Consider the following 23,553-nt stretch of genomic DNA (forward strand, 5'->3'; position numbering starts at 1 on the left):
TGTATTTAAGGGCTTTTTTAAATATTAAAATAATTTTTTTTTGAAATTAAAAGAAAAGAACTACCTTTGCACCATTCGTTCATTCAAATATTGAAAATGTTATCAAGAAAGGTTGAGGGATTAGACCCTATGAAACCTTAGCAACCCTTTGCGCAAGCAAAGAAGGTGCTACGTTCTACCAAAGTATTTTGGACAGATAACTCACTGAAGTTCTTTTCAGCCATTTCCTGTGGCATTTTCAATTGTATTAAAATTTAATAGAATTGAAAACAGAACTAAACTATATTAATCTTACGTATCAAACTTATTCCCAAAAGGAATACCATATCCCGTTGAGCTATCAGCTCTTTGGGAAAGATCTGTTTACAGCCCCAGTTATCTTAATCAACCATGCTCTTACCGGAAATTCAAACGTATCCGGAGAAAAAGGCTGGTGGAAACAGCTGGTGGGAAAAAATCAGATTGTTGATACTGATCAATATACCGTTCTGTGCTTCAACATACCAGGAAACGGATATGACGATTTTTTAATTGAAGATTATGAAGACTTTACTCCTTCAGATATCGCAGCGATATTTTTGAAAGGACTTGAAGCGCTACATATCAAAAATTTATATGCCATTATCGGAGGCTCTCTGGGAGGAGGGATTGCGTGGGAAATGCTTTCTAAGCAGCCGGATCTTGCAGAAATATTTATTCCTATTGCCTGCGATTACAGAACACACGACTGGCTTCATGCACAGTGTCTGGTTCAGAAATTTTTATTGAATGATAAAGAAGAACCATTACAGAAAGCGAGAATTCATGCCATGTTGTGTTATAGAACTCCACAGTCGCTCAATGACAGATTTCAAAACCAATATAACCAGGCCAAACAACGCCTGGAATCAGAAGACTGGCTGGTTTATCATGGTAACGCACTAAACGAAAGATTTAGTTTAAAGAGTTACAAACTGATGAATCATCTCTTGATGAATATAAATGCTGCTGATGCAGCACTGGAGAACATACAGGCACGAATGCACATGATCTCCGTAGATACAGACTTATTCTTCCCGGCTTCTGAAATCCGAATGTGCTTTGAAAACTTAAAAGAGAAAAATAAGGATGTGTCTTATCACGAGATCCAATCTATACACGGCCATGATGCCTTCCTAATGGAATATCAACAATTAAATAATATCATTAAAAACATTTTATAGAAGTAATGAAAAATGCTAACGAAATAAAATTTTTGAAGAACAGATCAATCGTCAAATTTGAAGGAGAAGATTTCCTGGGAGAAATCGGGATTGACGGACGAATTTTTAAAGCGCTTACTTTAGCGCGTATCAGTGTAGGCGTAATCTCTCAGCAGGCTGTAGAGAACGGAATTTCTATTCTGGTGCATGAAAATGATGCAGAGAAAGCAGTGGCTTGTCTTATTGATGAATTCGAAGCAGAAAGAAAGTCAGGAAAAGTTTCCCAAATATATAGTATCAATAATGTTTCTGTGATTGGTTTTGTTGCAGAAGATTTCAATAAAGTTTTTGCTGAGCTGGCAAGAAATAATGTTTTCCCGTTACTTTTAAATCAGGTGGCAGGAGAAAACAGAGTCAATATCGTAGTGACCTCTTCGCAGGATGAAAAAACAAGAAACATCATAGAATCTGAAATTTTCAAAAAACCGAAAACCGTTCATCTGGCCATTATTGGCCATGGAAACGTAGGGAAAACCTTGATAGAACAAGTACTTGAATCTGCAGAAGAGATTAAAAAACGTAAAAAAATAGACCTTAAAGTCGTTGCGGTAGCCAATTCAAAGAAAATTGCCTTCAACAAAAAAGGATTTGATGCCCATTGGAATGATGAGGTTTTAACAGCAGAGCATCCGTCAAACGTGGAAGAACTGATTAATTTCTCTAATGAAAATCAACTGGAGAACCTGATTGTTGTGGATAACACGGCAAGCAAGGATTTTGTTAAAAACTATCACGCTTTGGCAGAAAACGGGTTTGATCTGGTTTCTTCCAACAAAATCTTCAATACCCTTCCGATTGAAGAATACAGAAAACTAAGATATACGTTGAATAAAAACAACAGACGGTATTTGTATGAAACCAATGTAGGAGCTGGTTTACCGTTAATTGACACCATCAAGTTATTACACCTTTCAGGAGAAAATATCACAAGAATCAAAGGGGTATTCTCAGGAACACTGAGCTATGTTTTCAACAATTTTTCTTTAAGAGATGATAAATTTTCAACCATCATCAATGAAGCTTTGGAAAAAGGATACACCGAACCGGATCCAAGAGAAGACCTTTCAGGAAATGATGTGGCAAGAAAATTATTGATTCTGGCAAGAGAATTAGACTTAATCAATGAATTTGATGATATCAGCATTCAAAATCTGGTTCCTGAAAATTTACTTGAAGTTTCAAAATCAGAATTCCTTTCAAGACTAGAGGAGCTTGACGAAGAATACCAGAAAATAAAAGAAAACCAGGAACCCGGACATGTATTAAGATATGTAGGTGATCTGCACGGAGATTTACAGAAAGATAAAGGTGAACTGGATGTAAAACTGGTTTCTGTTCCTGCAACTTCAGCATTGGGACAACTGAAAGGTTCAGACTCCATCTTTGAAATCTACACAGAAAGCTATGGTGAAAATCCAATCGTGATTATGGGAGCCGGAGCTGGTGCAAAGGTAACCGCAAGAGGAGTATTCGGAGATATTTTAAGAGTAAGTGAAACAAAATAATATTTAATGTAACAATCTAATAATGTACCAGTTTACCAATAATTGGTGTCGTTATTCTGAGCAAAGCGATGATTTTAATTGGTACATTGTTAGACTGCTATATTGGTAAATTAATTAAAACTATATGGAAAATTTTGAAACATCAGCAATAAGAACCCAGACGGAAAGAACTCAGTTTGATGAGCATTCTACGCCGCTCTATCTTACCTCCAGTTTTATATTTCAGGATGCGGAGGATATGAGAGCAAGCTTTGCAGAAGAAAAACCTAAAAATTTATACAGCCGTTTTTCCAATCCTAATGTAACAGAATTTACAGATAAGATCGCTAAAATGGAAGGTGCAGAAGCAGGATATGCTTTTGCAACAGGAATGGCAGCCATCTATTCAACATTTGCAGCTTTGTTAAATGCTGGGGATCATATTGTAAGCTGCCAGTCAGTATTCGGGTCTACCCACACATTGTTTACCAAATATTTCCCGAAATGGAATATTGAAACCTCTTATTTCAAAGCAGAAGATGCAGCGAATGTGGAGCAATACATCAAACCTAATACAAAGATCTTATACCTTGAAACTCCTACCAATCCCGCTATTGAAATTCTCGATCTTGAGTTTTTCGGTCAGATCGCCAAAAAGCATAATCTTATATTTATTGTAGATAATTGTTTTGCAACACCTTACCTTCAGCAGCCTATCAAATATGGTGCAGATATTGTGGTACACTCAGCAACGAAACTGATTGACGGACAGGGGAGAGTTTTAGGAGGAATCGCAGTAGGAAAAGAAGACCTGATCAGAGAAATTTATCTTTTCGCAAGAAATACAGGTCCTGCATTGTCTCCTTTTAATGCCTGGGTATTATCAAAAAGTTTAGAAACATTGGCGATCCGTGTAGAAAAGCATTGTGAGAATGCATTGAAGGTAGCTGAGTTTTTAGAAAGTCATCCAAATGTTGAACTGGTAAAATATCCATTCCTGAAATCCCATCCTAGTTATGAAGTCGCCAAAAAGCAGATGAAGCTCGGGGGAAATATTGTGGCGTTTGAAATAAAAGGGGGAATAGAAGGAGGAAGAAACTTTTTAGATAAGATACAAATGTGTTCATTGTCTGCTAATCTAGGTGATACAAGAACGATCGTTACTCATCCGGCTTCTACAACGCATTCCAAATTATCAGACAAAGAAAGAAATGAAGTAGGGATTACTGCAGGACTGGTACGTTGCTCAGTAGGACTGGAAAATGTAGAAGATATCATTGCAGATTTAAAACAAGCTTTGGGTTAATTCAAATAGCAACTGGTTTTAGCCAAAATAGATTAAAATGAAAAATTCAGAACAATTATATAAAGCTTTATCCGAAAGAATTTTAATTCTTGACGGAGCGATGGGTACCATGCTTCAGAGATACAAATTCGAAGAAGAAGACTACCGTGGAGAGCGTTTTAAAGACTGGGAACATCCGGTAAAAGGAAATAATGACCTGCTTTCTCTGACACAGCCACAGGCGATTGAAGAAGTTCATAAGAAATATCTGGAAGCCGGAGCTGATATTATTGAAACCAATACATTTTCAGGAACTACCATTGCGATGGCAGATTACCACATGGAAGATCTGGTATACGACCTGAACTATGAGTCAGCAAAAATTGCCAGAAAAGCCTGTGATGAGTATACTGCGAAAAATCCAGACAAACCGAGATTTGTAGCAGGATCTATCGGACCTACAAACAGAACAGCAAGTTTAAGCCCTGATGTGAATGATCCGGGATACAGAGCCATCACTTTTGAAGAATTGAGAGTAGCTTACAAACAGCAGTGTGAAGCTTTGTTGGATGGGGGTTCAGACATCCTTCTGGTAGAAACCATCTTTGATACTTTGAATGCAAAAGCTGCTTTATTCGCTATTGATGAACTGCAGGACGAAAGAGGAATTGAGATCCCGATCATGGTTTCAGGGACCATTACCGATGCCTCCGGAAGAACTTTGAGCGGACAGACCGCAGAAGCTTTTCTGATCTCAGTTTCCCACCTGAATTTATTAAGTGTAGGTTTCAACTGTGCATTGGGAGCAGATCAGCTGACTCCTTATCTTGAAACACTGGCTCATAATTCAGAATTCTATGTTTCAGCATATCCGAATGCCGGTTTACCGAATGCTTTTGGAAAATATGACGAAACTCCGGAAGATATGGCAAGGCAGATCAAAGAATATGTAGAGAAAGGATTAATCAATATTATAGGAGGATGCTGTGGTACAACGCCTGAACATATTAAAGCAATTGCTGATCTGGTAGAAAAATATGAGCCAAGGAAATTGAAGAAATTTGTATGATTTGATAGATTTTTTTAATTAAAATCAAGAATAAAGGCTGAAATATTAATATTAACTTTAAGTAAACCACAAAGTTATAAATATGGAAAAGCCAATTTACTTAAAAGATTCCGAGGATGTCAGATTATTTAATGAGCTGAGAAAGAAAGTGAACCAAAGAGTAGAAGCCATTTCTGAAAACAGAGATATCTACATTCAGATCAAAGCAGTCATCCTGCCACTGGTCTATATTGGTTTATATTTTCTCGCTGTTCTTAATGCCGAAAAGCATTGGATCTATATTCTGAGTTTTGTTTTAATGGGAATCTCTCTGGTTTTAATTTATTTAAACTTAATCCACGAAGCGGCCCATAATAACATTTATAAGAGTAAAAGATTAAACGGGCTGGTTCTTCACATTTTTGATTTTGTAGGCGCCAATTCATATATCTGGAAAAAAAGACATATCGCAAGCCATCACGCCTATCCAAACGTAGATGGATGGGATACGGATATCGAACAGAGCGGACTGCTTTTAATTGTACCGTGGATTAAAGCGAAAGGAGTACAGAAGTATCAGGACAAGTTTTTCTTTTTAGTCTATCCGTTGTATTTGTTTAACTGGATGTTTATAAGAGACTTCAGAGACTTTTTTGATAAAGAAAGGGTGATTTTAAAAACCCAGGGAAAGATACCCACCATTGAAAAAGTAAAAATGATAAGCTATAAGCTGTTCTATTTCTTTTATCAGATTGTGGTTCCTGTAGTGTTCTTTAAAGTATCAATAGGATTGGCTTTAGGAGCGTGGTTTTTACAGGTGATATCAGCAAGTATTTTTGCATTGTTTGTTTTACTGCCTTTGCATCCGCTTCCTGATAATGCTTTTCCAAAATTAAATAAAGAGAATGGTCTGCCGTTTAGCTGGCTTCGCCACCAGCTGGAAGTAACCAATGATCTCAAAGAAAATAACTGGTTTGTAAGAAATGTGTTGGGAAATTTCAATTTTCACGTTGCTCACCATCTGTTTCCCAATTACAGTTATATGTATTATAATGAAATTACAGAGGAGATTGAAGAATTTGCTAAAGAACATGGTTTAGCATACAAAAGATTTCCGCTGATTACAGCTTTAAGTAAGCATAGGGATTTATTGAAGCAGAATGCCAATAATGCCTACTATATTTTAGAAGAATAAAATGAAGTATTTAAGATTATCAGGCCTCGAGCCTCTTATCATAACCCCGGAAAGTAATTTCATCAACGTTGGTGAAAGAACAAATGTTGCCGGATCCAAAAAGTTTTTAAGACTGATTAAAGAGGAGAAATTCTCAGAAGCCTTAGATATTGCCCGCCATCAGGTAGAAGGAGGTGCCCAGATTCTGGATGTTAACTTTGATGATGGGTTGATCGATGGAAAAGCATCGATGATCAAATTCCTGAACTTAATTGCCTCTGAACCGGATATTGCAAGAATCCCGATTATGGTAGATTCTTCCAAATGGGAGATCCTTGAAGCAGGTCTTCAGGTAGCTCAGGGAAAATGTGTCGTGAATTCCATTAGCTTAAAAGAAGGCGAGGAAGAATTTATCAAACATGCCAAGGCCATCAAAAGGTATGGTGCAGCTGTCATTGTAATGGCATTTGATGAGGTAGGACAGGCAGACAGTTTTGAACGAAGAATTGAAATTTCAAAACGTTCCTATGATATTTTGGTGAACCAGATTGGCTTCCCCGCAGAAGATATCATTTTCGACTTAAATATCTTTCCGGTAGCAACTGGAATGGATGAGCACAGAAGAAATGCCATCGATTTTATTGAAGCGACACGCTGGGTAAGACAAAACCTTCCTTACGCATCCGTGAGTGGAGGAGTGAGTAATGTTTCTTTCTCTTTCCGTGGAAATGATACGGTGAGAGAAGCCATGCACTCTGTATTTCTGTACCATGCGATTCAGGCAGGAATGAACATCGGTATCGTGAATCCGGCAATGCTGGAAGTGTATGACGAGATCAATAAAGAATTACTGGAGCTTGTAGAAGATGTCATCCTGGATAAAAGAGAAGATGCTACAGAAAGACTTCTCGACTATTCCGAAAAGCATAAATCAGTTAAGAAAGAAAAAACTGAAGACTTAGAATGGAGAAATAATCCTCTACAGGAAAGAATTACCCATGCTTTGGTAAAAGGAATCGACCGTTTTATTGAAGAAGATGTAGAAGAAGCAAGGCTAACAGCCGAAAGACCGCTTCATGTCATCGAAGTGAATTTAATGACCGGAATGGGAGTCGTAGGAGATTTATTCGGAAGCGGTAAAATGTTCCTTCCACAGGTTGTAAAATCCGCAAGGGTAATGAAAAAGGCAGTAGCTTATTTACAGCCTTTCATTGAAGCAGAAAAAGACGGAACAAAACCTGCTAACGGAAAAATCTTAATGGCAACGGTAAAAGGAGATGTTCATGATATCGGCAAAAACATTGTGAGTGTTGTTTTAGGTTGTAACAACTATGAAATTGTTGACCTTGGAGTAATGGTTCCTGCCGAAAAGATTATCCAGACTGCCATTGAAGAAAAAGTAGATGTTATTGGTTTAAGCGGACTGATTACTCCAAGTTTGGATGAAATGGTGTATATCGCTTCAGAATTAGAAAGACAAAATTTGGATTTCCCTCTATTAATCGGCGGTGCTACAACGTCAAAAGCACATACCGCAGTCAAAATCGATTTAAAATATAAAAATGCCGTCGTTCATGTGAATGATGCTTCAAGAGCGGTAAACGTTGTAAGCTCATTGCTGGGTGACAGAAATAAAGAATATGTTTCGGATTTAAAGAACGACTACTCTGATTTCAGAGAAAAGTTTCTGAACAGACAGGTGGATAAAGATTATGTTTCCATTAAAGAAGCAAGGGAAAATCATTTTAAAATTGACTGGGAAAATGAAGAAATTTTCACACCGAATAATCTTGGGATAAAAGTAATCGAGAATCAGGATTTAAGAGAACTTCTTCCTTTCATCGACTGGTCTCCATTTTTCAGAAGCTGGGATCTTCATGGAAAATACCCGAATATCTTAGAAGATGAGGTTGTAGGAGTTCAGGCAAAAGAACTGTTCAAAGATGCTCAGGTCATTTTGAATAGAATTCTGGATGAGAAATTATTGACTGCAAAAGCCATCTTCGGAATCTTTAAGGCCAATTCCAATGAATCAGATGATATTTTAATTTTCGATGAAAATAATAATGAGCAAGCAAAATTTTTAACTCTAAGACAGCAGGCTCAAAGATCAAAAGGCAAAGATTATCTGGCACTAAGTGATTTCATTGCTCCTCAAAGCTCTGGAAAAACTGATTATGTGGGAGCATTCTGCGTAACCACCGGATTTGGAACTGATGAACTTTCTGCGGAGTATGAAAAAGCCCATGATGATTACAATTCTATCATGGTAAAAGCCCTTGCAGATCGTTTTGCAGAAGCTTATGCAGAATTTTTGCACAAAAAAATACGAACTGAATACTGGGGATATGCCAATCAGGAAAACTTAAGCAATGAAGAATTGATCGCCGAAAAATATAAAGGAATCCGTCCCGCCCCAGGTTATCCGGCTTGCCCTGATCATTTGGAAAAGAAAACCATCTGGGATCTATTAAAAGTAGAAGAAAATACAGGCGTTTTCCTTACAGAAAGCCTTGCCATGTTCCCTACAGCATCTGTTTCCGGATATTATTTCGGAAGCCCGCATGCCAAATATTTCGGATTAGGAAAAATAACAGAAGACCAGCTTGAAGATTATGCCGCAAGAAGAGGTTGTAGCATCCAGGAAGCGAAAAAATGGTTGTCACCCAATTTAGCAGATTAACATTGACATGAAGATAACAGAACACATTAAAAACGCAAATGGAAAAACTTTATTCTCCTTAGAAGTGGTTCCGCCACAAAAGGGAATAGGTATTGAAGATCTTTATACAAACATAGATCCGTTGATGGAGTTCAAACCTCCTTTCATTGATGTGACCACATCCAGAGAAGAATATATCTATCTGGACAAAGGAAATGGCTTGATGGAACGACGTATTACAAGAATGCGCCCCGGAACCTTAGGGATTTGTGCAGCCATCCAGCATAAATATAATGTAGATACAGTGCCGCATCTCCTTTGCGGAGGTTTTACAAAAGAAGAAACAGAATATCTGCTGGTAGACTGTATGTACCTTGGAATAGATAATGTAATGGCCTTAAGAGGTGACGCCATGAAAGGACATCAGTATTTTGAACCTACTCAGGGAGGACACGCCAGTGCAATGGATCTTGTCAACCAGATTAATGATCTGGGAAGGGGAAAATATCTTCATAACGAAGAACAGGTCAGTGATGAACTCAATAAATTCTGCATCGGAGTTGCCGGCTATCCGGAAAAACACATGGAAGCCCCTTCCATGAACTATGACCTTAAATGGCTGAAACAAAAAGTAGATGCCGGAGCAGATTATATCGTTACGCAGATGTTTTTTGACAATAAAAAGTATATTGAATTCGTTCAGAAAGCAAGAGAAATGGGAATAACGGTTCCAATTATTCCGGGAATCAAACCTATTGCCACTAAGAAACACTTGAAAATCCTGCCACAGGTATTCAAAATAGATCTTCCTGAAGAACTGATCAATGAGGTGGAAAATGCAAAAAATAATGAAGCGGTAAAACAGATCGGAATAGAATGGTCTATTGCTCAATGCAAAGAATTGTTGGATTTCGGAGTTCCTGTTCTGCACTTCTACTCAATGGGTAAGAGTGATAATATTAAAAAAGTAGCTGGTGAGCTATTCTAATAAAAGTACCAAAATGAAGGAACCCTGCTGTAAAAAGCAGGGTTTTTATTTTTTGAAATCTTATACAGAATTAATTTAAAAGATAAAATAAATAAAGCCGTGGGCTATACACCCGCTTAGAAAGAATCAACTTTGTTGATTCCATCTTTCCTCCCTTAAAAATAAACCTCCCACTTCCATCTTCCGTCATCCTTACTCTAAAGACCAGTATGTCTCTCAAACTCCTTACTCCTGTCAAATAAATATCGATAAGTAGCCAACTTTCGGGTAACCGTAGTTTCAAGAGCTTCTGCAATCTTAATCATTTTAGGATTAAAATCACCAATCCACTGAAGTTCCGTAATTGTAAAATCCGTATGTTTTCTTAAATGTTGAGTTCCTTCCCAGATCATATATCCGTCTATGCCTTTCTTCTGCCATTCCGGGACAACACCGAAAACGAGACCCACCATTTTTTCATTCTTCTTAAAACGTCTTAACAACAAAAACTTGAGCTTTTGAAAAATCCCGAATTTCCCGTTCAGATATTTAAACCACTGGTTGAGATCAGGAATATTGATCCACATCGCAATCGGTTTTCCGTTTTCGTATACAAACCAGGAGATATGCTCGTTGATGATAGGTTTCATGGTGTTGAACATCTTCAGAACTTTTGCTTCTTCCAGATGCTTTCCTTCTCCATGAGATGCCCATGCTTTATTATAAATCTCTGTAAAATCCTTTGCAAACTTCGGCAGATTATTCTTTTTCATAGGTTGGGCTGAGATCGCAGGGTTTCTTCTGTTCTTTTCATGTGCAATGGTAAAGATCCTCGAAACTTCTGCAAAAACAGGTCTGGTAAAACATAGCTGCTCAAAATAAATCTGAAACCCATAATTCTCAAAAAGATCTTTGTAATAAGGGAAGTTATAATTCATCCCAAACAAAGGTTCTATGAAACCTTCAATCAGCAGACCCCAGAATTTATCCCGTTCCCCAAAATTGATAGGTCCATCCATCGCCTCAATTCCTTTTTCCTGAAGCCAGTTTTTACAATAATCAAAAATAAAATTAGCCGTTTCCTGATCATTAATACAGTCGAAAAAACCAATTCCTCCCGTAGGCTGCTTTTGCTCATAACAGCTGTTTACAAAAACAGCTACTTTCCCAACGGTGCTGCCATTCTTTTTAAACAGAAACCTCTTACATTCTCCGTTTTTAAAGAATTTATTCTTGGCAGGATCAAAAATTTCCTCAATATGTTTATCTAAAGGGCGGATATAATTTTTGTCGTGTTCATAAAGGCGGGCCGGGAATTCCAGAAATTCCCTTTTATGGAGATGGTTTTGTACTTCTTCGACAATAATCATATGTTTTTTTATCAGAAATGGCTATAAAAGATAATGTTTTTCATCTTATTTGAAATAGAGAAAAAGATATTATCCGTATTTTTGCTGCAAATTAAATAAAAATGGTTGATTTTACTGATAACGACGATGATATTTTCACTGGAAAAGAACATACGCCTATAAGGGAAGATGCTTTTGATAAATCGCCACAGGAAAAAATTGAAAAAATTACTGAGCTTTTTGGCGAGATCATGGAAACGCTGGGAATGGATATGACAGATGATTCTCTGAAAGACTCTCCAAGACGTGTTGCCAAAATGTATGTGAACGAGATCTTCGGAGGACTTCTTCCTGAAAACAAACCAGGAATCTCCACTTTCTCCAACAAATACAAATACCGCCAGATGTTGGTAGAAAAGGATATCACCGTATATTCTTTCTGTGAACACCACTTTTTACCCATCATAGGAAGAGCGCATGTTGCTTATATTTCCAATGGAGAAGTAATCGGTCTTTCAAAAATTAACAGAATTGTAGATTACTACGCGAAAAGGCCACAGGTTCAGGAAAGACTTACCATGCAAATTGTAGATGCTTTGAAAGAAGCTTTGGGAACGAAAGATGTGGCATGTATCATTGATGCAAAACACCTTTGTGTAAACTGCAGAGGAATAAAAGATACGGCAAGTTCTACCATTACTGCAGAATTGAGTGGTATTTTCAGAACAAACCCTATTACAAGACAGGAGTTCTTACACTACGTAGGAAGCCATGCAAAACTGGATTAATAAACAATGAACTACCAGATTCTTAGAAATATTATCGATGCCGAGCTTCAGAGATTTCAAAATATCACTGAAGAAGAATGGTCATATAGAAGTTCTTCAGAAAAATGGTCCAAAAAAGAAATTATTGGCCATCTTTGTGACAGTGCTTTTACAAATATCCGTAGATTTGTTGTGACACAATATAAAGAGAACGAAAATATTGTATATGATCAGAATTTTTGGGTAAAAGCTCAGAACTATCAGAATGTTCCTACTTCAGATCTTATTGACCTGTGGAAATCTTTGAACTATCAGATTGTTCATATCGTAGAAAATATCCCTGACGAAGCATTACAGAGAACCTGTGATACGACCAAATCAGAACCACGGATCTATACATTGGAGTTTATTATCGATGATTATGTAGATCATCTGCAGCATCATTTAAAAGCGATTTAATTATGATAAAATTTAAAAAAGTTTCAGATAAGATCTTTATCACGACAATTATTTGTTGTGACAAAAGTAATTTTTAACTCAATTTTGAATCTTTAAAATCATTAAATCTTTTAACTTAAAAATAAATGCAATTAAAAATATATAACTCGCTTACAGCAGAAAAAGAAATATTCAAACCTATCTTAGAAGGAAACGTCGGAATGTACGTCTGCGGACCTACTGTGTACAGCAATGTACATTTAGGCAATGTAAGAACTTTCCTGTCTTTCGATTTTATCTACCGTACCCTGATGCATTTGGGATATAAAGTAAGATATGTAAGAAATATTACTGATGCAGGTCACCTTACCGATGATGGAAATGTTGATAACGACAGATTCGTAAAACAGACCAGACTTGAAAAACTGGAGCCTATGGAAATTGTACAGAAATACACCGTAGACTTCCACAAAGTCCTGGATATGTTCAATTTACTTCCTCCAAACATCGAGCCTACTGCTACAGGACATATTGTAGAGCAGATCGAGTTAACTCAAAAACTAATTGAAAGAGGATTTGCTTACGAAAGCAACGGTTCAGTGTATTTTGATGTTTTGGAGTACAACAAAAGAGGGCTGAATTATGGTGAGCTTTCAAAACGTAACATAGAAGAGCTTTTCGCCAATACCAGAGACCTTGACGGACAGGGTGAAAAGAAAAACCCACAGGATTTTGCATTGTGGAAAAAAGCATCCCCAGCTCACATCATGAGATGGAATTCCCCTTGGGGAGAAGGTTTCCCGGGATGGCATCTTGAATGTACTGCAATGAGCACAAAATATCTTGGTGAGACATTCGATATCCATGGAGGAGGAATGGATCTTAAATTCCCTCACCACGAATGCGAAATTGCACAAGGGAAAGCCTGCAACGATGCCGCACCGGTGAATTACTGGATGCACGCCAATATGCTGACGATGAATTCTCAGCGTATGAGCAAATCTACAGGGAACTACATCCTTCCAATGCAGTTGGTTACAGGAGATAATGACTTCTTTGAAAAACCTTTCCATCCTTCAATTGTACGTTTCTGCTTCCTGCAGGCACACTACAGAAGCGTTCTGGATATTTCAAATGATGCCATGATAGCCAGCGAAAAAGGATTCATCAGATTAATGGAAGCAGTGAAAGTATTGAATTCTATTACCGCCGATGACACCAAACAATCCGGTTTCAGCCTAAAAGAATGGAAAAATAAAGCATATGAAGCGTTAACAGACGATTTCAATTCTCCAATCCTGATTGCTCACCTGTTTGAAGCAGTGAAATACATCTTTGCTTTGAATGATGGTAAGGAAACAATCTCAACAGATGATCTTGAAGATTTGAAAACTACACTCAATGCCTTTATCTTTGATGTTCTTGGACTCCAGACCGTAGAAGAGAATAACAATGAAAAGCTGGATCAGACCCTAAAAGTTTTGATCGAATTGAGAAACCAGGCAAGAAAATCCAAAAACTTTGAACTTTCAGACCAAATCAGAGATAAACTGCTTGCAGAAGGTATCGAATTAAAAGACGGAAGAGACGGAACATCATACGTTCTGAGCTAGAAAATATAACTTCGTTTTATCCCCATTCCGTAGGAGTTACTTATTATAAGGATTCTTACGGAATGTTTTTTTATCCCTTCTAGAGAATGTATCCGTATTTCAGATTATGTCTCTTTGTGCTTCCCTTCCCTTCTCTAAAACTCTCTTACCCACTCACACTCAACTCTCCAATTTTTTCAGGAGCTATTTCCTGCTATCCATTCATACTCCTCGCGCCCGTGCACTCCAACGCTCAGTCCCACCCACTCTCCAACCCATGCTGTGGGGTAACCATTCCTATCAGGGCTAGGGAAGGAGGGTAGGATATAAGTAATAAGTAATAATTTGGCCCAATGAAAACAAGTTCATATATAAAATATCCATCATGATCCGTGTCAATCTGTGTCATCCGCGGTAAAAAATAAAAACCATTCAATAGGAACGAGCTTTCGCCTAACTTATCCCTTTATTATATATAGTATATTGCAATCATCCCGAAACCACTCATCCTTGCACTTCGCTCCCCGTATCCCGCATCTCTAATCTCGAATCCCTCCCTTCTCACGCTCTCTCACCCTCTAACCCACTTACTCTCCAACCACACCTCCAAACAAATGTTTAAAATTTTTCTCTCTGCCTTCCAGCTGATTAGGATAAAAACCTATCCGAATATGAAATTTATGTTAAATAAACTTGTTTTGCGTTGTATGAAGTTACTATCTTTGCCCCACTGAAAAACGAAAGACATTCAGTAGCGCAGAAGCGCCTTTAGATGGGCAGAAACGATATTACTTCCAAAAAGAGACGGACGAAAAAAACTTTAAAACTTTTTGAAAAAAAAGTTGTCAGTTTAAAAAGAGTTTGTATCTTTGCAGTCCCAATTAGAGGGAGCGCAGGAGTAGAGGGATTGAGGTTTTGAGAAGAGTTAAGGTTACTTAAAAAACTTTAAAATTTTCTTCAAAAACATTTGGTCATTAAAAAATAAAGTTTTACTTTTGCACTCGCAAATACGGAGCGACACTGACAGAGAGATTGCTTCGTTGAAAAGCGAAAGATATAAAGATCATTGACATACAATATAACAACCAAGTAAGGAAAAACTAAAGCGTTAAAAACTTTGAGTGAGTCAGACAAACATACAATGGAGAGTTTGATCCTGGCTCAGGATGAACGCTAGCGGGAGGCCTAACACATGCAAGCCGAGCGGTAGAGATCTTTCGGGATCTTGAGAGCGGCGTACGGGTGCGGAACACGTGTGCAACCTGCCTTTATCTGGGGGATAGCCTTTCGAAAGGAAGATTAATACCCCATAATATACTGAATGGCATCATTCGGTATTGAAAACTCCGGTGGATAGAGATGGGCACGCGCAAGATTAGATAGTTGGTGAGGTAACGGCTCACCAAGTCTACGATCTTTAGGGGGCCTGAGAGGGTGATCCCCCACACTGGTACTGAGACACGGACCAGACTCCTACGGGAGGCAGCAGTGAGGAATATTGGACAATGGGTGAGAGCCTGATCCAGCCATCCCGCGTGAAGGACGACGGCCCTATGGGTTGTAAACTTCTTTTGTATAGGGATAAACCTACCCTCGTGAGGGTAGCTGAAGGTACTATACGAATAAGCACCGGCTAACTCCGTGCCAGCAGCCGCGGTAATACGGAGGGTGCAAGCGTTATCCGGATTTATTGGGTTTAAAGGGTCCGTAGGCGGATCTGTAAGTCAGTGGTGAAATCTCACAGCTTAACTGTGAAACTGCCATTGATACTGCAGGTCTTGAGTGTTGTTGAAGTAGCTGGAATAAGTAGTGTAGCGGTGAAATGCATAGATATTACTTAGAACACCAATTGCGAAGGCAGGTTACTAAGCAACAACTGACGCTGATGGACGAAAGCGTGGGGAGCGAACAGGATTAGATACCCTGGTAGTCCACGCCGTAAACGATGCTAACTCGTTTTTGGAATGTAAGTTTCAGAGACTAAGCGAAAGTGATAAGTTAGCCACCTGGGGAGTACGAACGCAAGTTTGAAACTCAAAGGAATTGACGGGGGCCCGCACAAGCGGTGGATTATGTGGTTTAATTCGATGATACGCGAGGAACCTTACCAAGGCTTAAATGGGAAATGACAGGTTTAGAAATAGACTTTTCTTCGGACATTTTTCAAGGTGCTGCATGGTTGTCGTCAGCTCGTGCCGTGAGGTGTTAGGTTAAGTCCTGCAACGAGCGCAACCCCTGTCACTAGTTGCCATCATTAAGTTGGGGACTCTAGTGAGACTGCCTACGCAAGTAGAGAGGAAGGTGGGGATGACGTCAAATCATCACGGCCCTTACGCCTTGGGCCACACACGTAATACAATGGCCGGTACAGAGGGCAGCTACACTGCGAAGTGATGCAAATCTCGAAAGCCGGTCTCAGTTCGGATTGGAGTCTGCAACTCGACTCTATGAAGCTGGAATCGCTAGTAATCGCGCATCAGCCATGGCGCGGTGAATACGTTCCCGGGCCTTGTACACACCGCCCGTCAAGCCATGGAAGTCTGGGGTACCTGAAGTCGGTGACCGTAACAGGAGCTGCCTAGGGTAAAACAGGTAACTAGGGCTAAGTCGTAACAAGGTAGCCGTACCGGAAGGTGCGGCTGGAACATCTCATTTTAGAGCGTCTTAGGACGTTAAACAAAATCAGTATCGTAAGATACAAAATACTTACTTAAAGCATAGCTTTAGTTTTTTGTTTGGTTGATATATAAAAATACAAAACCCACTAGAAATTAGTAAAGGGATTGAGAGAGGCAAAGAAGATAAAAGCAGAGAGAGAAAGACGAAGAAATTAGTCTGTTATCTATCAGTCTATCATCTTTTACGTCTAAAAGACAGTCTCGTAGCTCAGCTGGTTAGAGCGCTACACTGATAATGTAGAGGTCGGCAGTTCGAGCCTGCCCGAGACTACTAATTGAAAGACAGGAAGAGATCAGCTATTAGACATCAGACATTTAGGTCTGAGATCTGGAATCTGATATCTAAAGTCTACTAGAGGGGGAATTAGCTCAGCTGGCTAGAGCGCCTGCCTTGCACGCAGGAGGTCAAGGGTTCGACTCCCTTATTCTCCACAGTTTTGGAAGACTGATTTAAAAGTTACGAATGGAGCCAAAAACAACATTTGTTCATCAGTTTGAAAGAAAGAAATTAAGATCATTGACATTAACGGTAAAGACATCACAAAGAGAAAACCGAGCGCATAAAGCGCTTGAGTAACCAATAGGAAAGAAATCGTTAAGGGCGTATGGCGGATGCCTAGGCTTTCAGAGGCGACGAAGGACGTGGTAAGCTGCGAAAAGCTGCGGGGATTGGCACACACGAATTGATCCGCAGATATCCGAATGGGGCAACCCGGCATATTGAAGATATGTCACCTCGCAAGAGGAGCAAACCCGGAGAACTGAAACATCTAAGTACCCGGAGGAAAAGAAATCGAAGAGATTCCGTAAGTAGTGGCGAGCGAAAGCGGATTAGCCCAAAAGTCTTTTTATGTTTAGAGGAATGTTCTGGAAAGAACAATCATAGAAGGTGATAATCCTGTACTCGAAAGGCATATAGAGATGATAAATGAGTAGGGCGGGACACGTGAAATCCTGTCTGAATATGGGGGGACCATCCTCCAAGGCTAAATACTCCTGAAAGACCGATAGTGAACAAGTACTGTGAAGGAAAGGTGAAAAGCACTTCGAATAGAAGGGTGAAATAGAACCTGAAACCGTACGCCTACAAGCGGTCGGAGCAGCGTAATGCTGTGACGGCGTGCCTTTTGCATAATGAGCCTACGAGTTAATTTTACTAGCGAGGTTAAGGTATTAAGTACCGGAGCCGGAGCGAAAGCGAGTCTGAATAGGGCGCATAGTTAGTAGGATTAGACGCGAAACCTTGTGATCTACCCATGGGCAGGTTGAAGCTCTGGTAACACAGAGTGGAGGACCGAACCGGTTGACGTTGAAAAGTCTTCGGATGACCTGTGGGTAGGGGTGAAAGGCCAATCAAACTGGGAGATAGCTCGTACTCTCCGAAATGCATTTAGGTGCAGCGTCGTATATAAGTTTATTAGAGGTAGAGCTACTGATTGGATGCGGGGGTTTCATCGCCTACCAATTCCTGACAAACTCCGAATGCTAATAAATGTTCTACGGCAGTGAGGGCATGGGTGCTAAGGTCCATGTCCGAGAGGGAAAGAACCCAGACCAACAGCTAAGGTCCCAAAATATATGTTAAGTTGAAGCAACGCGGTTGGACTGCATTGACAGCTAGGATGTTGGCTTGGAAGCAGCCATTCATTTAAAGAGTGCGTAACAGCTCACTAGTCGAGCGGTCCGGCATGGATAATAATCGGGCATAAACATATTACCGAAGCTATGGATTTATATTTTAGATATATCTGGTAGGAGAGCATTCTATTTGCGCCGAAGCAGTACTGTGAGGTATTGTGGAGCGGATAGAAAAGAAAATGTAGGCATAAGTAACGATAAAGCAGGCGAGAAACCTGCTCACCGAAAGACCAAGGCTTCCTCAGCCATGCTAATCAGCTGAGGGTTAGTCGGGACCTAACGCGAACCCGAAAGGGGTAGTGGATGGACAATGGGTTAATATTCCCATACTTGCTCACAATAAAAGGGGACGGTTGGATGTAGCTGCTGGAGACTGACGGAATAGTCAAGGCCTAGCCTTCGGGCGAAGCTGCTGTAGTGTAATCTGATCCAAGAAAAGCCGAAGTGAAGCAACCCGTACCAAAACCGACACAGGTGGTCGAGGAGAGAATCCTAAGGTGCTCGAGTGAGTCGTGGCTAAGGAACTAGGCAAAATAGTCTCGTAACTTCGGAAGAAGAGACGCCAACAGCAATGTTGGCCGCAGTGAAGAGGCCCAGGCGACTGTTTATCAAAAACACAGGACTCTGCTAAATCGAAAGATGCTGTATAGGGTCTGACACCTGCCCGGTGCTGGAAGGTTAAGGAAGGTGCTTAGCGTAAGCGAAGGCATTAACTGAAGCCCCAGTAAACGGCGGCCGTAACTATAACGGTCCTAAGGTAGCGAAATTCCTTGTCGGGTAAGTTCCGACCTGCACGAATGGTGTAACGATCTGGGCACTGTCTCAGCCACGAGCTCGGTGAAATTGTAGTATCGGTGAAGATGCCGATTACCCGCAATGGGACGAAAAGACCCTGTGAACCTTTACTATAACTTCGTATTGACTTTGAGTAAGTAATGTGTAGGATAGGTGGGAGGCTTTGAAGCAGGCACGCTAGTGTTTGTGGAGCCGACGTTGAAATACCACCCTTTACTTACTTGGAGCCTAACTTCTTTTAGAAGGACATTGCGTGGTGGGTAGTTTGACTGGGGTGGTCGCCTCCAAAAGAGTAACGGAGGCTTTCAAAGGTACCCTCAGCACGCTTGGTAACCGTGCGTAGAGTGTAATGGCATAAGGGTGCTTGACTGTGAGACCTACAAGTCGATCAGGTGCGAAAGCAGGACATAGTGATCCGGTGGTTCCGTATGGAAGGGCCATCGCTCATAGGATAAAAGGTACTCCGGGGATAACAGGCTAGTCTCCCCCAAGAGCTCACATCGACGGGGAGGTTCGGCACCTCGATGTCGGCTCGTCACATCCTGGGGCTGGAGAAGGTCCCAAGGGTTGGGCTGTTCGCCCATTAAAGTGGCACGCGAGCTGGGTTCAGAACGTCGTGAGACAGTTCGGTCTCTATCTATTGCGGGCGTTAGATGTTTGAGAGGGCTTGATTCTAGTACGAGAGGACCGAATTGAACAAACCTCTGGTGTATCAGTTGTACCGCCAGGTGCACCGCTGAGTAGCTACGTTTGGAAGAGATAAGCACTGAAAGCATATAAGTGCGAAACTCGCCTCAAGATGAGACATCTTTTAAGGGTCGTTGTAGATGACGACGTTGATAGGCTATAGGTGTAAAGACAGTAATGTCATAGCCAAGTAGTACTAATTACCCGTAGATTTATAGTCTATGGTTACTAATATAAACCAGGTGCTTTATGCGCAGTGAAGGTTTTGTCTTTGTGAAAGTTTTTATCGCTTAAAACAGATGTCAGATATAAGACATCAGATACCAGACCTTGAAGTCTGAAATCTGAAATCTATCCTCTGATATCTTATATACCTTCTTTAGGGTGGTTTTAGCGGTGGGGCTCACCTGTTCCCATTCCGAACACAGAAGTTAAGCCCACCAGCGCCGATGGTACTGCTAACGCGGGAGAGTAGGCCGCCGCCAGTTTTTATTTTATTTTTAAAAACCTTTATCTTTACGATAAAGGTTTTTTTGTTATATACCTACACCTACACCAACACTAAACCCACTCAACATACTACCTAAATTAACTAACACAAATCCAAACAGAAACAGAAGTAATGAGTAATAGGTAATGAGCAGTGGATAATAGATAATAGATAATAGATAATAGATAATAGATAATAGATGTTGGTAGTAAGTAGCCCATCTCATCTATCCGCTATTCTTCTTTCTCCAGCTTCAGGCTTCCTGCCTCCATCCCTCTGTTTTTTATTCTTTATCCGAGGATGGGTCTTTACCTTCAATACTGTTTATTCTTCCCAGGCTGTTACTACCAAGGAGTCTAAATAGAACTTAATTATAAAAATTTAAATTATCAAGACCAATATTTATATTTCTAAAAACCAAAATATATTAGTTTTTGATTTAGTTTTACTTCTATTTTCCTTTTTATAAATATTGATTTTGTTACAAAGTGTATATGAACTACATTCTTCTGTTTTCTATATTCCTACCATTCTCATTTATTATGTTTTTGAATTCATACTTTAATGCCTTTTGTGATGTATAAGCAAGCTATTTATATTTCTCATCACCTTTTTGTTTATTTAAAACAATACTAATCTAAAATCTAACAATACTGAGTATATCTCAGTTATCATTATTAGATTTTGAAGATAGAATGTAGCTTATAGAGAGCAATACTATTTATTCAAGTTTACTAGTGCTAATTGTGGATAAGTGTAATTTGTATTTAAATAACTGAATAATAAATAGATATGAAGATAGTTTTCCACATTTTGTATTTTTATGTTAAATAAACTTGTTTTGCGTTGTATGAAGTTACTATCTTTGCCCCACTGAAAAACGAAAGACATTCAGTAGCGCAGAAGCGCCTTTAGATGGGCAGAAACGATATTACTTCCAAAAAGAGACGGACGAAAAAAACTTTAAAACTTTTTGAAAAAAAAGTTGTCAGTTTAAAAAGAGTTTGTATCTTTGCAGTCCCAATTAGAGGGAGCGCAGGAGTAGAGGGATTGAGGTTTTGAGAAGAGTTAAGGTTACTTAAAAAAACTTTAAAATTTTCTTCAAAAACATTTGGTCATTAAAAAATAAAGTTTTACTTTTGCACTCGCAAATACGGAGCGACACTGACAGAGAGATTGCTTCGTTGAAAAGCGAAAGATATAAAGATCATTGACATACAATATAACAACCAAGTAAGGAAAAACTAAAGCGTTAAAAACTTTGAGTGAGTCAGACAAACATACAATGGAGAGTTTGATCCTGGCTCAGGATGAACGCTAGCGGGAGGCCTAACACATGCAAGCCGAGCGGTAGAGATCTTTCGGGATCTTGAGAGCGGCGTACGGGTGCGGAACACGTGTGCAACCTGCCTTTATCTGGGGGATAGCCTTTCGAAAGGAAGATTAATACCCCATAATATACTGAATGGCATCATTCGGTATTGAAAACTCCGGTGGATAGAGATGGGCACGCGCAAGATTAGATAGTTGGTGAGGTAACGGCTCACCAAGTCTACGATCTTTAGGGGGCCTGAGAGGGTGATCCCCCACACTGGTACTGAGACACGGACCAGACTCCTACGGGAGGCAGCAGTGAGGAATATTGGACAATGGGTGAGAGCCTGATCCAGCCATCCCGCGTGAAGGACGACGGCCCTATGGGTTGTAAACTTCTTTTGTATAGGGATAAACCTACCCTCGTGAGGGTAGCTGAAGGTACTATACGAATAAGCACCGGCTAACTCCGTGCCAGCAGCCGCGGTAATACGGAGGGTGCAAGCGTTATCCGGATTTATTGGGTTTAAAGGGTCCGTAGGCGGATCTGTAAGTCAGTGGTGAAATCTCACAGCTTAACTGTGAAACTGCCATTGATACTGCAGGTCTTGAGTGTTGTTGAAGTAGCTGGAATAAGTAGTGTAGCGGTGAAATGCATAGATATTACTTAGAACACCAATTGCGAAGGCAGGTTACTAAGCAACAACTGACGCTGATGGACGAAAGCGTGGGGAGCGAACAGGATTAGATACCCTGGTAGTCCACGCCGTAAACGATGCTAACTCGTTTTTGGAATGTAAGTTTCAGAGACTAAGCGAAAGTGATAAGTTAGCCACCTGGGGAGTACGAACGCAAGTTTGAAACTCAAAGGAATTGACGGGGGCCCGCACAAGCGGTGGATTATGTGGTTTAATTCGATGATACGCGAGGAACCTTACCAAGGCTTAAATGGGAAATGACAGGTTTAGAAATAGACTTTTCTTCGGACATTTTTCAAGGTGCTGCATGGTTGTCGTCAGCTCGTGCCGTGAGGTGTTAGGTTAAGTCCTGCAACGAGCGCAACCCCTGTCACTAGTTGCCATCATTAAGTTGGGGACTCTAGTGAGACTGCCTACGCAAGTAGAGAGGAAGGTGGGGATGACGTCAAATCATCACGGCCCTTACGCCTTGGGCCACACACGTAATACAATGGCCGGTACAGAGGGCAGCTACACTGCGAAGTGATGCAAATCTCGAAAGCCGGTCTCAGTTCGGATTGGAGTCTGCAACTCGACTCTATGAAGCTGGAATCGCTAGTAATCGCGCATCAGCCATGGCGCGGTGAATACGTTCCCGGGCCTTGTACACACCGCCCGTCAAGCCATGGAAGTCTGGGGTACCTGAAGTCGGTGACCGTAACAGGAGCTGCCTAGGGTAAAACAGGTAACTAGGGCTAAGTCGTAACAAGGTAGCCGTACCGGAAGGTGCGGCTGGAACATCTCATTTTAGAGCGTCTTAGGACGTTAAACAAAATCAGTATCGTAAGATACAAAATACTTACTTAAAGCATAGCTTTAGTTTTTTGTTTGGTTGATATATAAAAATACAAAACCCACTAGAAATTAGTAAAGGGATTGAGAGAGGCAAAGAAGATAAAAGCAGAGAGAGAAAGACGAAGAAATTAGTCTGTTATCTATCAGTCTATCATCTTTTACGTCTAAAAGACAGTCTCGTAGCTCAGCTGGTTAGAGCGCTACACTGATAATGTAGAGGTCGGCAGTTCGAGCCTGCCCGAGACTACTAATTGAAAGACAGGAAGAGATCAGCTATTAGACATCAGACATTTAGGTCTGAGATCTGGAATCTGATATCTAAAGTCTACTAGAGGGGGAATTAGCTCAGCTGGCTAGAGCGCCTGCCTTGCACGCAGGAGGTCAAGGGTTCGACTCCCTTATTCTCCACAGT

General features: G+C 40.2%; 11 protein-coding genes, 4 tRNA genes, 4 rRNA genes and 1 riboswitch. Of the genes, 18 read left to right on the forward strand and 1 reads right to left on the reverse strand.

Annotated features, from left to right (window positions below; translation table 11 throughout):
• Positions 1–96 precede the first annotated feature (96 nt).
• Positions 97–203: riboswitch (SAM riboswitch) on the forward strand.
• A gap of 60 nt (positions 204–263) precedes the next feature.
• The 7 genes from PZ898_RS17750 to metF all read left to right on the forward strand — a co-directional run bounded on the left by PZ898_RS17750 (position 264) and on the right by metF (position 9,882).
• Positions 264–1,202: an alpha/beta fold hydrolase gene (locus PZ898_RS17750; protein ID WP_277693873.1), complete on the forward strand. Its 939-nt coding sequence runs from the start codon at positions 264–266 to the stop codon at positions 1,200–1,202.
• A 5-nt stretch (positions 1,203–1,207) separates the two neighbouring features.
• Positions 1,208–2,746 (forward strand): ACT domain-containing protein, encoded by a 1,539-nt coding sequence (locus PZ898_RS17755; RefSeq protein WP_120232627.1) that lies wholly within the window; start codon positions 1,208–1,210, stop codon positions 2,744–2,746.
• A gap of 124 nt (positions 2,747–2,870) precedes the next feature.
• Positions 2,871–4,031, forward strand: coding sequence for an O-succinylhomoserine sulfhydrylase (locus PZ898_RS17760; protein ID WP_277693874.1), 1,161 nt, complete (start codon positions 2,871–2,873; stop codon positions 4,029–4,031).
• Between the two features lie 37 nt (positions 4,032–4,068).
• A complete protein-coding gene (locus PZ898_RS17765; RefSeq protein WP_062673710.1) occupies positions 4,069–5,079 on the forward strand; it encodes a homocysteine S-methyltransferase family protein in 1,011 nt (336 codons plus the stop codon).
• Between the two features lie 82 nt (positions 5,080–5,161).
• Positions 5,162–6,253 (forward strand): fatty acid desaturase, encoded by a 1,092-nt coding sequence (locus tag PZ898_RS17770; protein WP_277693875.1) that lies wholly within the window; start codon positions 5,162–5,164, stop codon positions 6,251–6,253.
• A gap of 1 nt (position 6,254) precedes the next feature.
• The gene (gene metH / locus PZ898_RS17775; protein ID WP_277693876.1) at positions 6,255–8,915 is read left to right on the forward strand and encodes a methionine synthase; all 2,661 of its coding nucleotides are present in this window, start codon (positions 6,255–6,257) and stop codon (positions 8,913–8,915) included.
• Positions 8,916–8,922: 7 nt separating this feature from the next.
• On the forward strand, positions 8,923–9,882 hold the full coding sequence (gene metF / locus PZ898_RS17780; protein ID WP_047422460.1) for a methylenetetrahydrofolate reductase [NAD(P)H]: 960 nt from the start codon (positions 8,923–8,925) through the stop codon (positions 9,880–9,882).
• A 197-nt stretch (positions 9,883–10,079) separates the two neighbouring features.
• Here metF and PZ898_RS17785 read toward each other — a convergent pair whose 3' ends face one another.
• Positions 10,080–11,231 (reverse strand): hypothetical protein, encoded by a 1,152-nt coding sequence (locus PZ898_RS17785; protein WP_277693877.1) that lies wholly within the window; start codon positions 11,229–11,231, stop codon positions 10,080–10,082.
• 101 nt (positions 11,232–11,332) lie between these two features.
• On the opposite strand from PZ898_RS17785, the gene folE reads away from it, so the two are divergent.
• The 11 genes from folE (at position 11,333) to PZ898_RS17840 (ending at position 23,549) form a co-directional block, all read left to right on the forward strand.
• Complete coding sequence (gene folE, locus PZ898_RS17790; protein WP_034694807.1) at positions 11,333–11,998, forward strand: GTP cyclohydrolase I FolE; 666 nt, start codon at positions 11,333–11,335, stop codon at positions 11,996–11,998.
• 6 nt (positions 11,999–12,004) lie between these two features.
• On the forward strand, positions 12,005–12,436 hold the full coding sequence (locus PZ898_RS17795; protein ID WP_062673720.1) for a DinB family protein: 432 nt from the start codon (positions 12,005–12,007) through the stop codon (positions 12,434–12,436).
• 125 nt (positions 12,437–12,561) lie between these two features.
• Entirely contained in the window at positions 12,562–14,028 is a 1,467-nt protein-coding gene (gene cysS / locus PZ898_RS17800) for a cysteine--tRNA ligase (RefSeq protein ID WP_277693878.1), read from the forward strand.
• 1,117 nt (positions 14,029–15,145) lie between these two features.
• A 16S ribosomal RNA gene (locus tag PZ898_RS17805) occupies positions 15,146–16,662 on the forward strand.
• Positions 16,663–16,882: 220 nt separating this feature from the next.
• Positions 16,883–16,956 (forward strand) — tRNA-Ile (locus tag PZ898_RS17810).
• An 87-nt stretch (positions 16,957–17,043) separates the two neighbouring features.
• Positions 17,044–17,117 (forward strand) — tRNA-Ala (locus tag PZ898_RS17815).
• Between the two features lie 153 nt (positions 17,118–17,270).
• Positions 17,271–20,025, forward strand: a 23S ribosomal RNA gene (locus PZ898_RS17820).
• Between the two features lie 160 nt (positions 20,026–20,185).
• Positions 20,186–20,293 (forward strand): 5S ribosomal RNA (rrf, locus tag PZ898_RS17825).
• A 1,284-nt stretch (positions 20,294–21,577) separates the two neighbouring features.
• Positions 21,578–23,094: ribosomal RNA gene (locus PZ898_RS17830) — 16S ribosomal RNA — on the forward strand.
• Together the 16S, 23S and 5S rRNA genes with 4 tRNA genes alongside form the textbook arrangement of a ribosomal RNA operon.
• Before the next feature lie 220 nt (positions 23,095–23,314).
• Positions 23,315–23,388 (forward strand) — tRNA-Ile (locus tag PZ898_RS17835).
• A gap of 87 nt (positions 23,389–23,475) precedes the next feature.
• A tRNA-Ala gene (locus tag PZ898_RS17840) sits at positions 23,476–23,549 on the forward strand.
• Positions 23,550–23,553: the final 4 nt, after the last annotated feature.

The organism is Chryseobacterium sp. WX (genome assembly GCF_029542485.1).
Classification (GTDB): Bacteria; Bacteroidota; Bacteroidia; order Flavobacteriales; family Weeksellaceae; genus Chryseobacterium; species Chryseobacterium cucumeris.

What these genes read in the sequence shown, in the direction of transcription:
- PZ898_RS17765 (WP_062673710.1), top strand. Translation starts at nt 4,069, where the DNA reads ATGAAAAATTCAGAACAATTATATAAAGCTTTATCCGAAAGAATTTTA.
- PZ898_RS17770 (WP_277693875.1), top strand. Translation starts at nt 5,162, where the DNA reads ATGGAAAAGCCAATTTACTTAAAAGATTCCGAGGATGTCAGATTATTT.
- PZ898_RS17785 (WP_277693877.1), bottom strand. Translation starts at nt 11,231, where the DNA reads ATGATTATTGTCGAAGAAGTACAAAACCATCTCCATAAAAGGGAATTT.
- metF (WP_047422460.1), top strand. Translation starts at nt 8,923, where the DNA reads ATGAAGATAACAGAACACATTAAAAACGCAAATGGAAAAACTTTATTC.
- PZ898_RS17760 (WP_277693874.1), top strand. Translation starts at nt 2,871, where the DNA reads ATGGAAAATTTTGAAACATCAGCAATAAGAACCCAGACGGAAAGAACT.
- PZ898_RS17795 (WP_062673720.1), top strand. Translation starts at nt 12,005, where the DNA reads ATGAACTACCAGATTCTTAGAAATATTATCGATGCCGAGCTTCAGAGA.
- cysS (WP_277693878.1), top strand. Translation starts at nt 12,562, where the DNA reads ATGCAATTAAAAATATATAACTCGCTTACAGCAGAAAAAGAAATATTC.
- metH (WP_277693876.1), top strand. Translation starts at nt 6,255, where the DNA reads ATGAAGTATTTAAGATTATCAGGCCTCGAGCCTCTTATCATAACCCCG.
- folE (WP_034694807.1), top strand. Translation starts at nt 11,333, where the DNA reads ATGGTTGATTTTACTGATAACGACGATGATATTTTCACTGGAAAAGAA.
- PZ898_RS17755 (WP_120232627.1), top strand. Translation starts at nt 1,208, where the DNA reads ATGAAAAATGCTAACGAAATAAAATTTTTGAAGAACAGATCAATCGTC.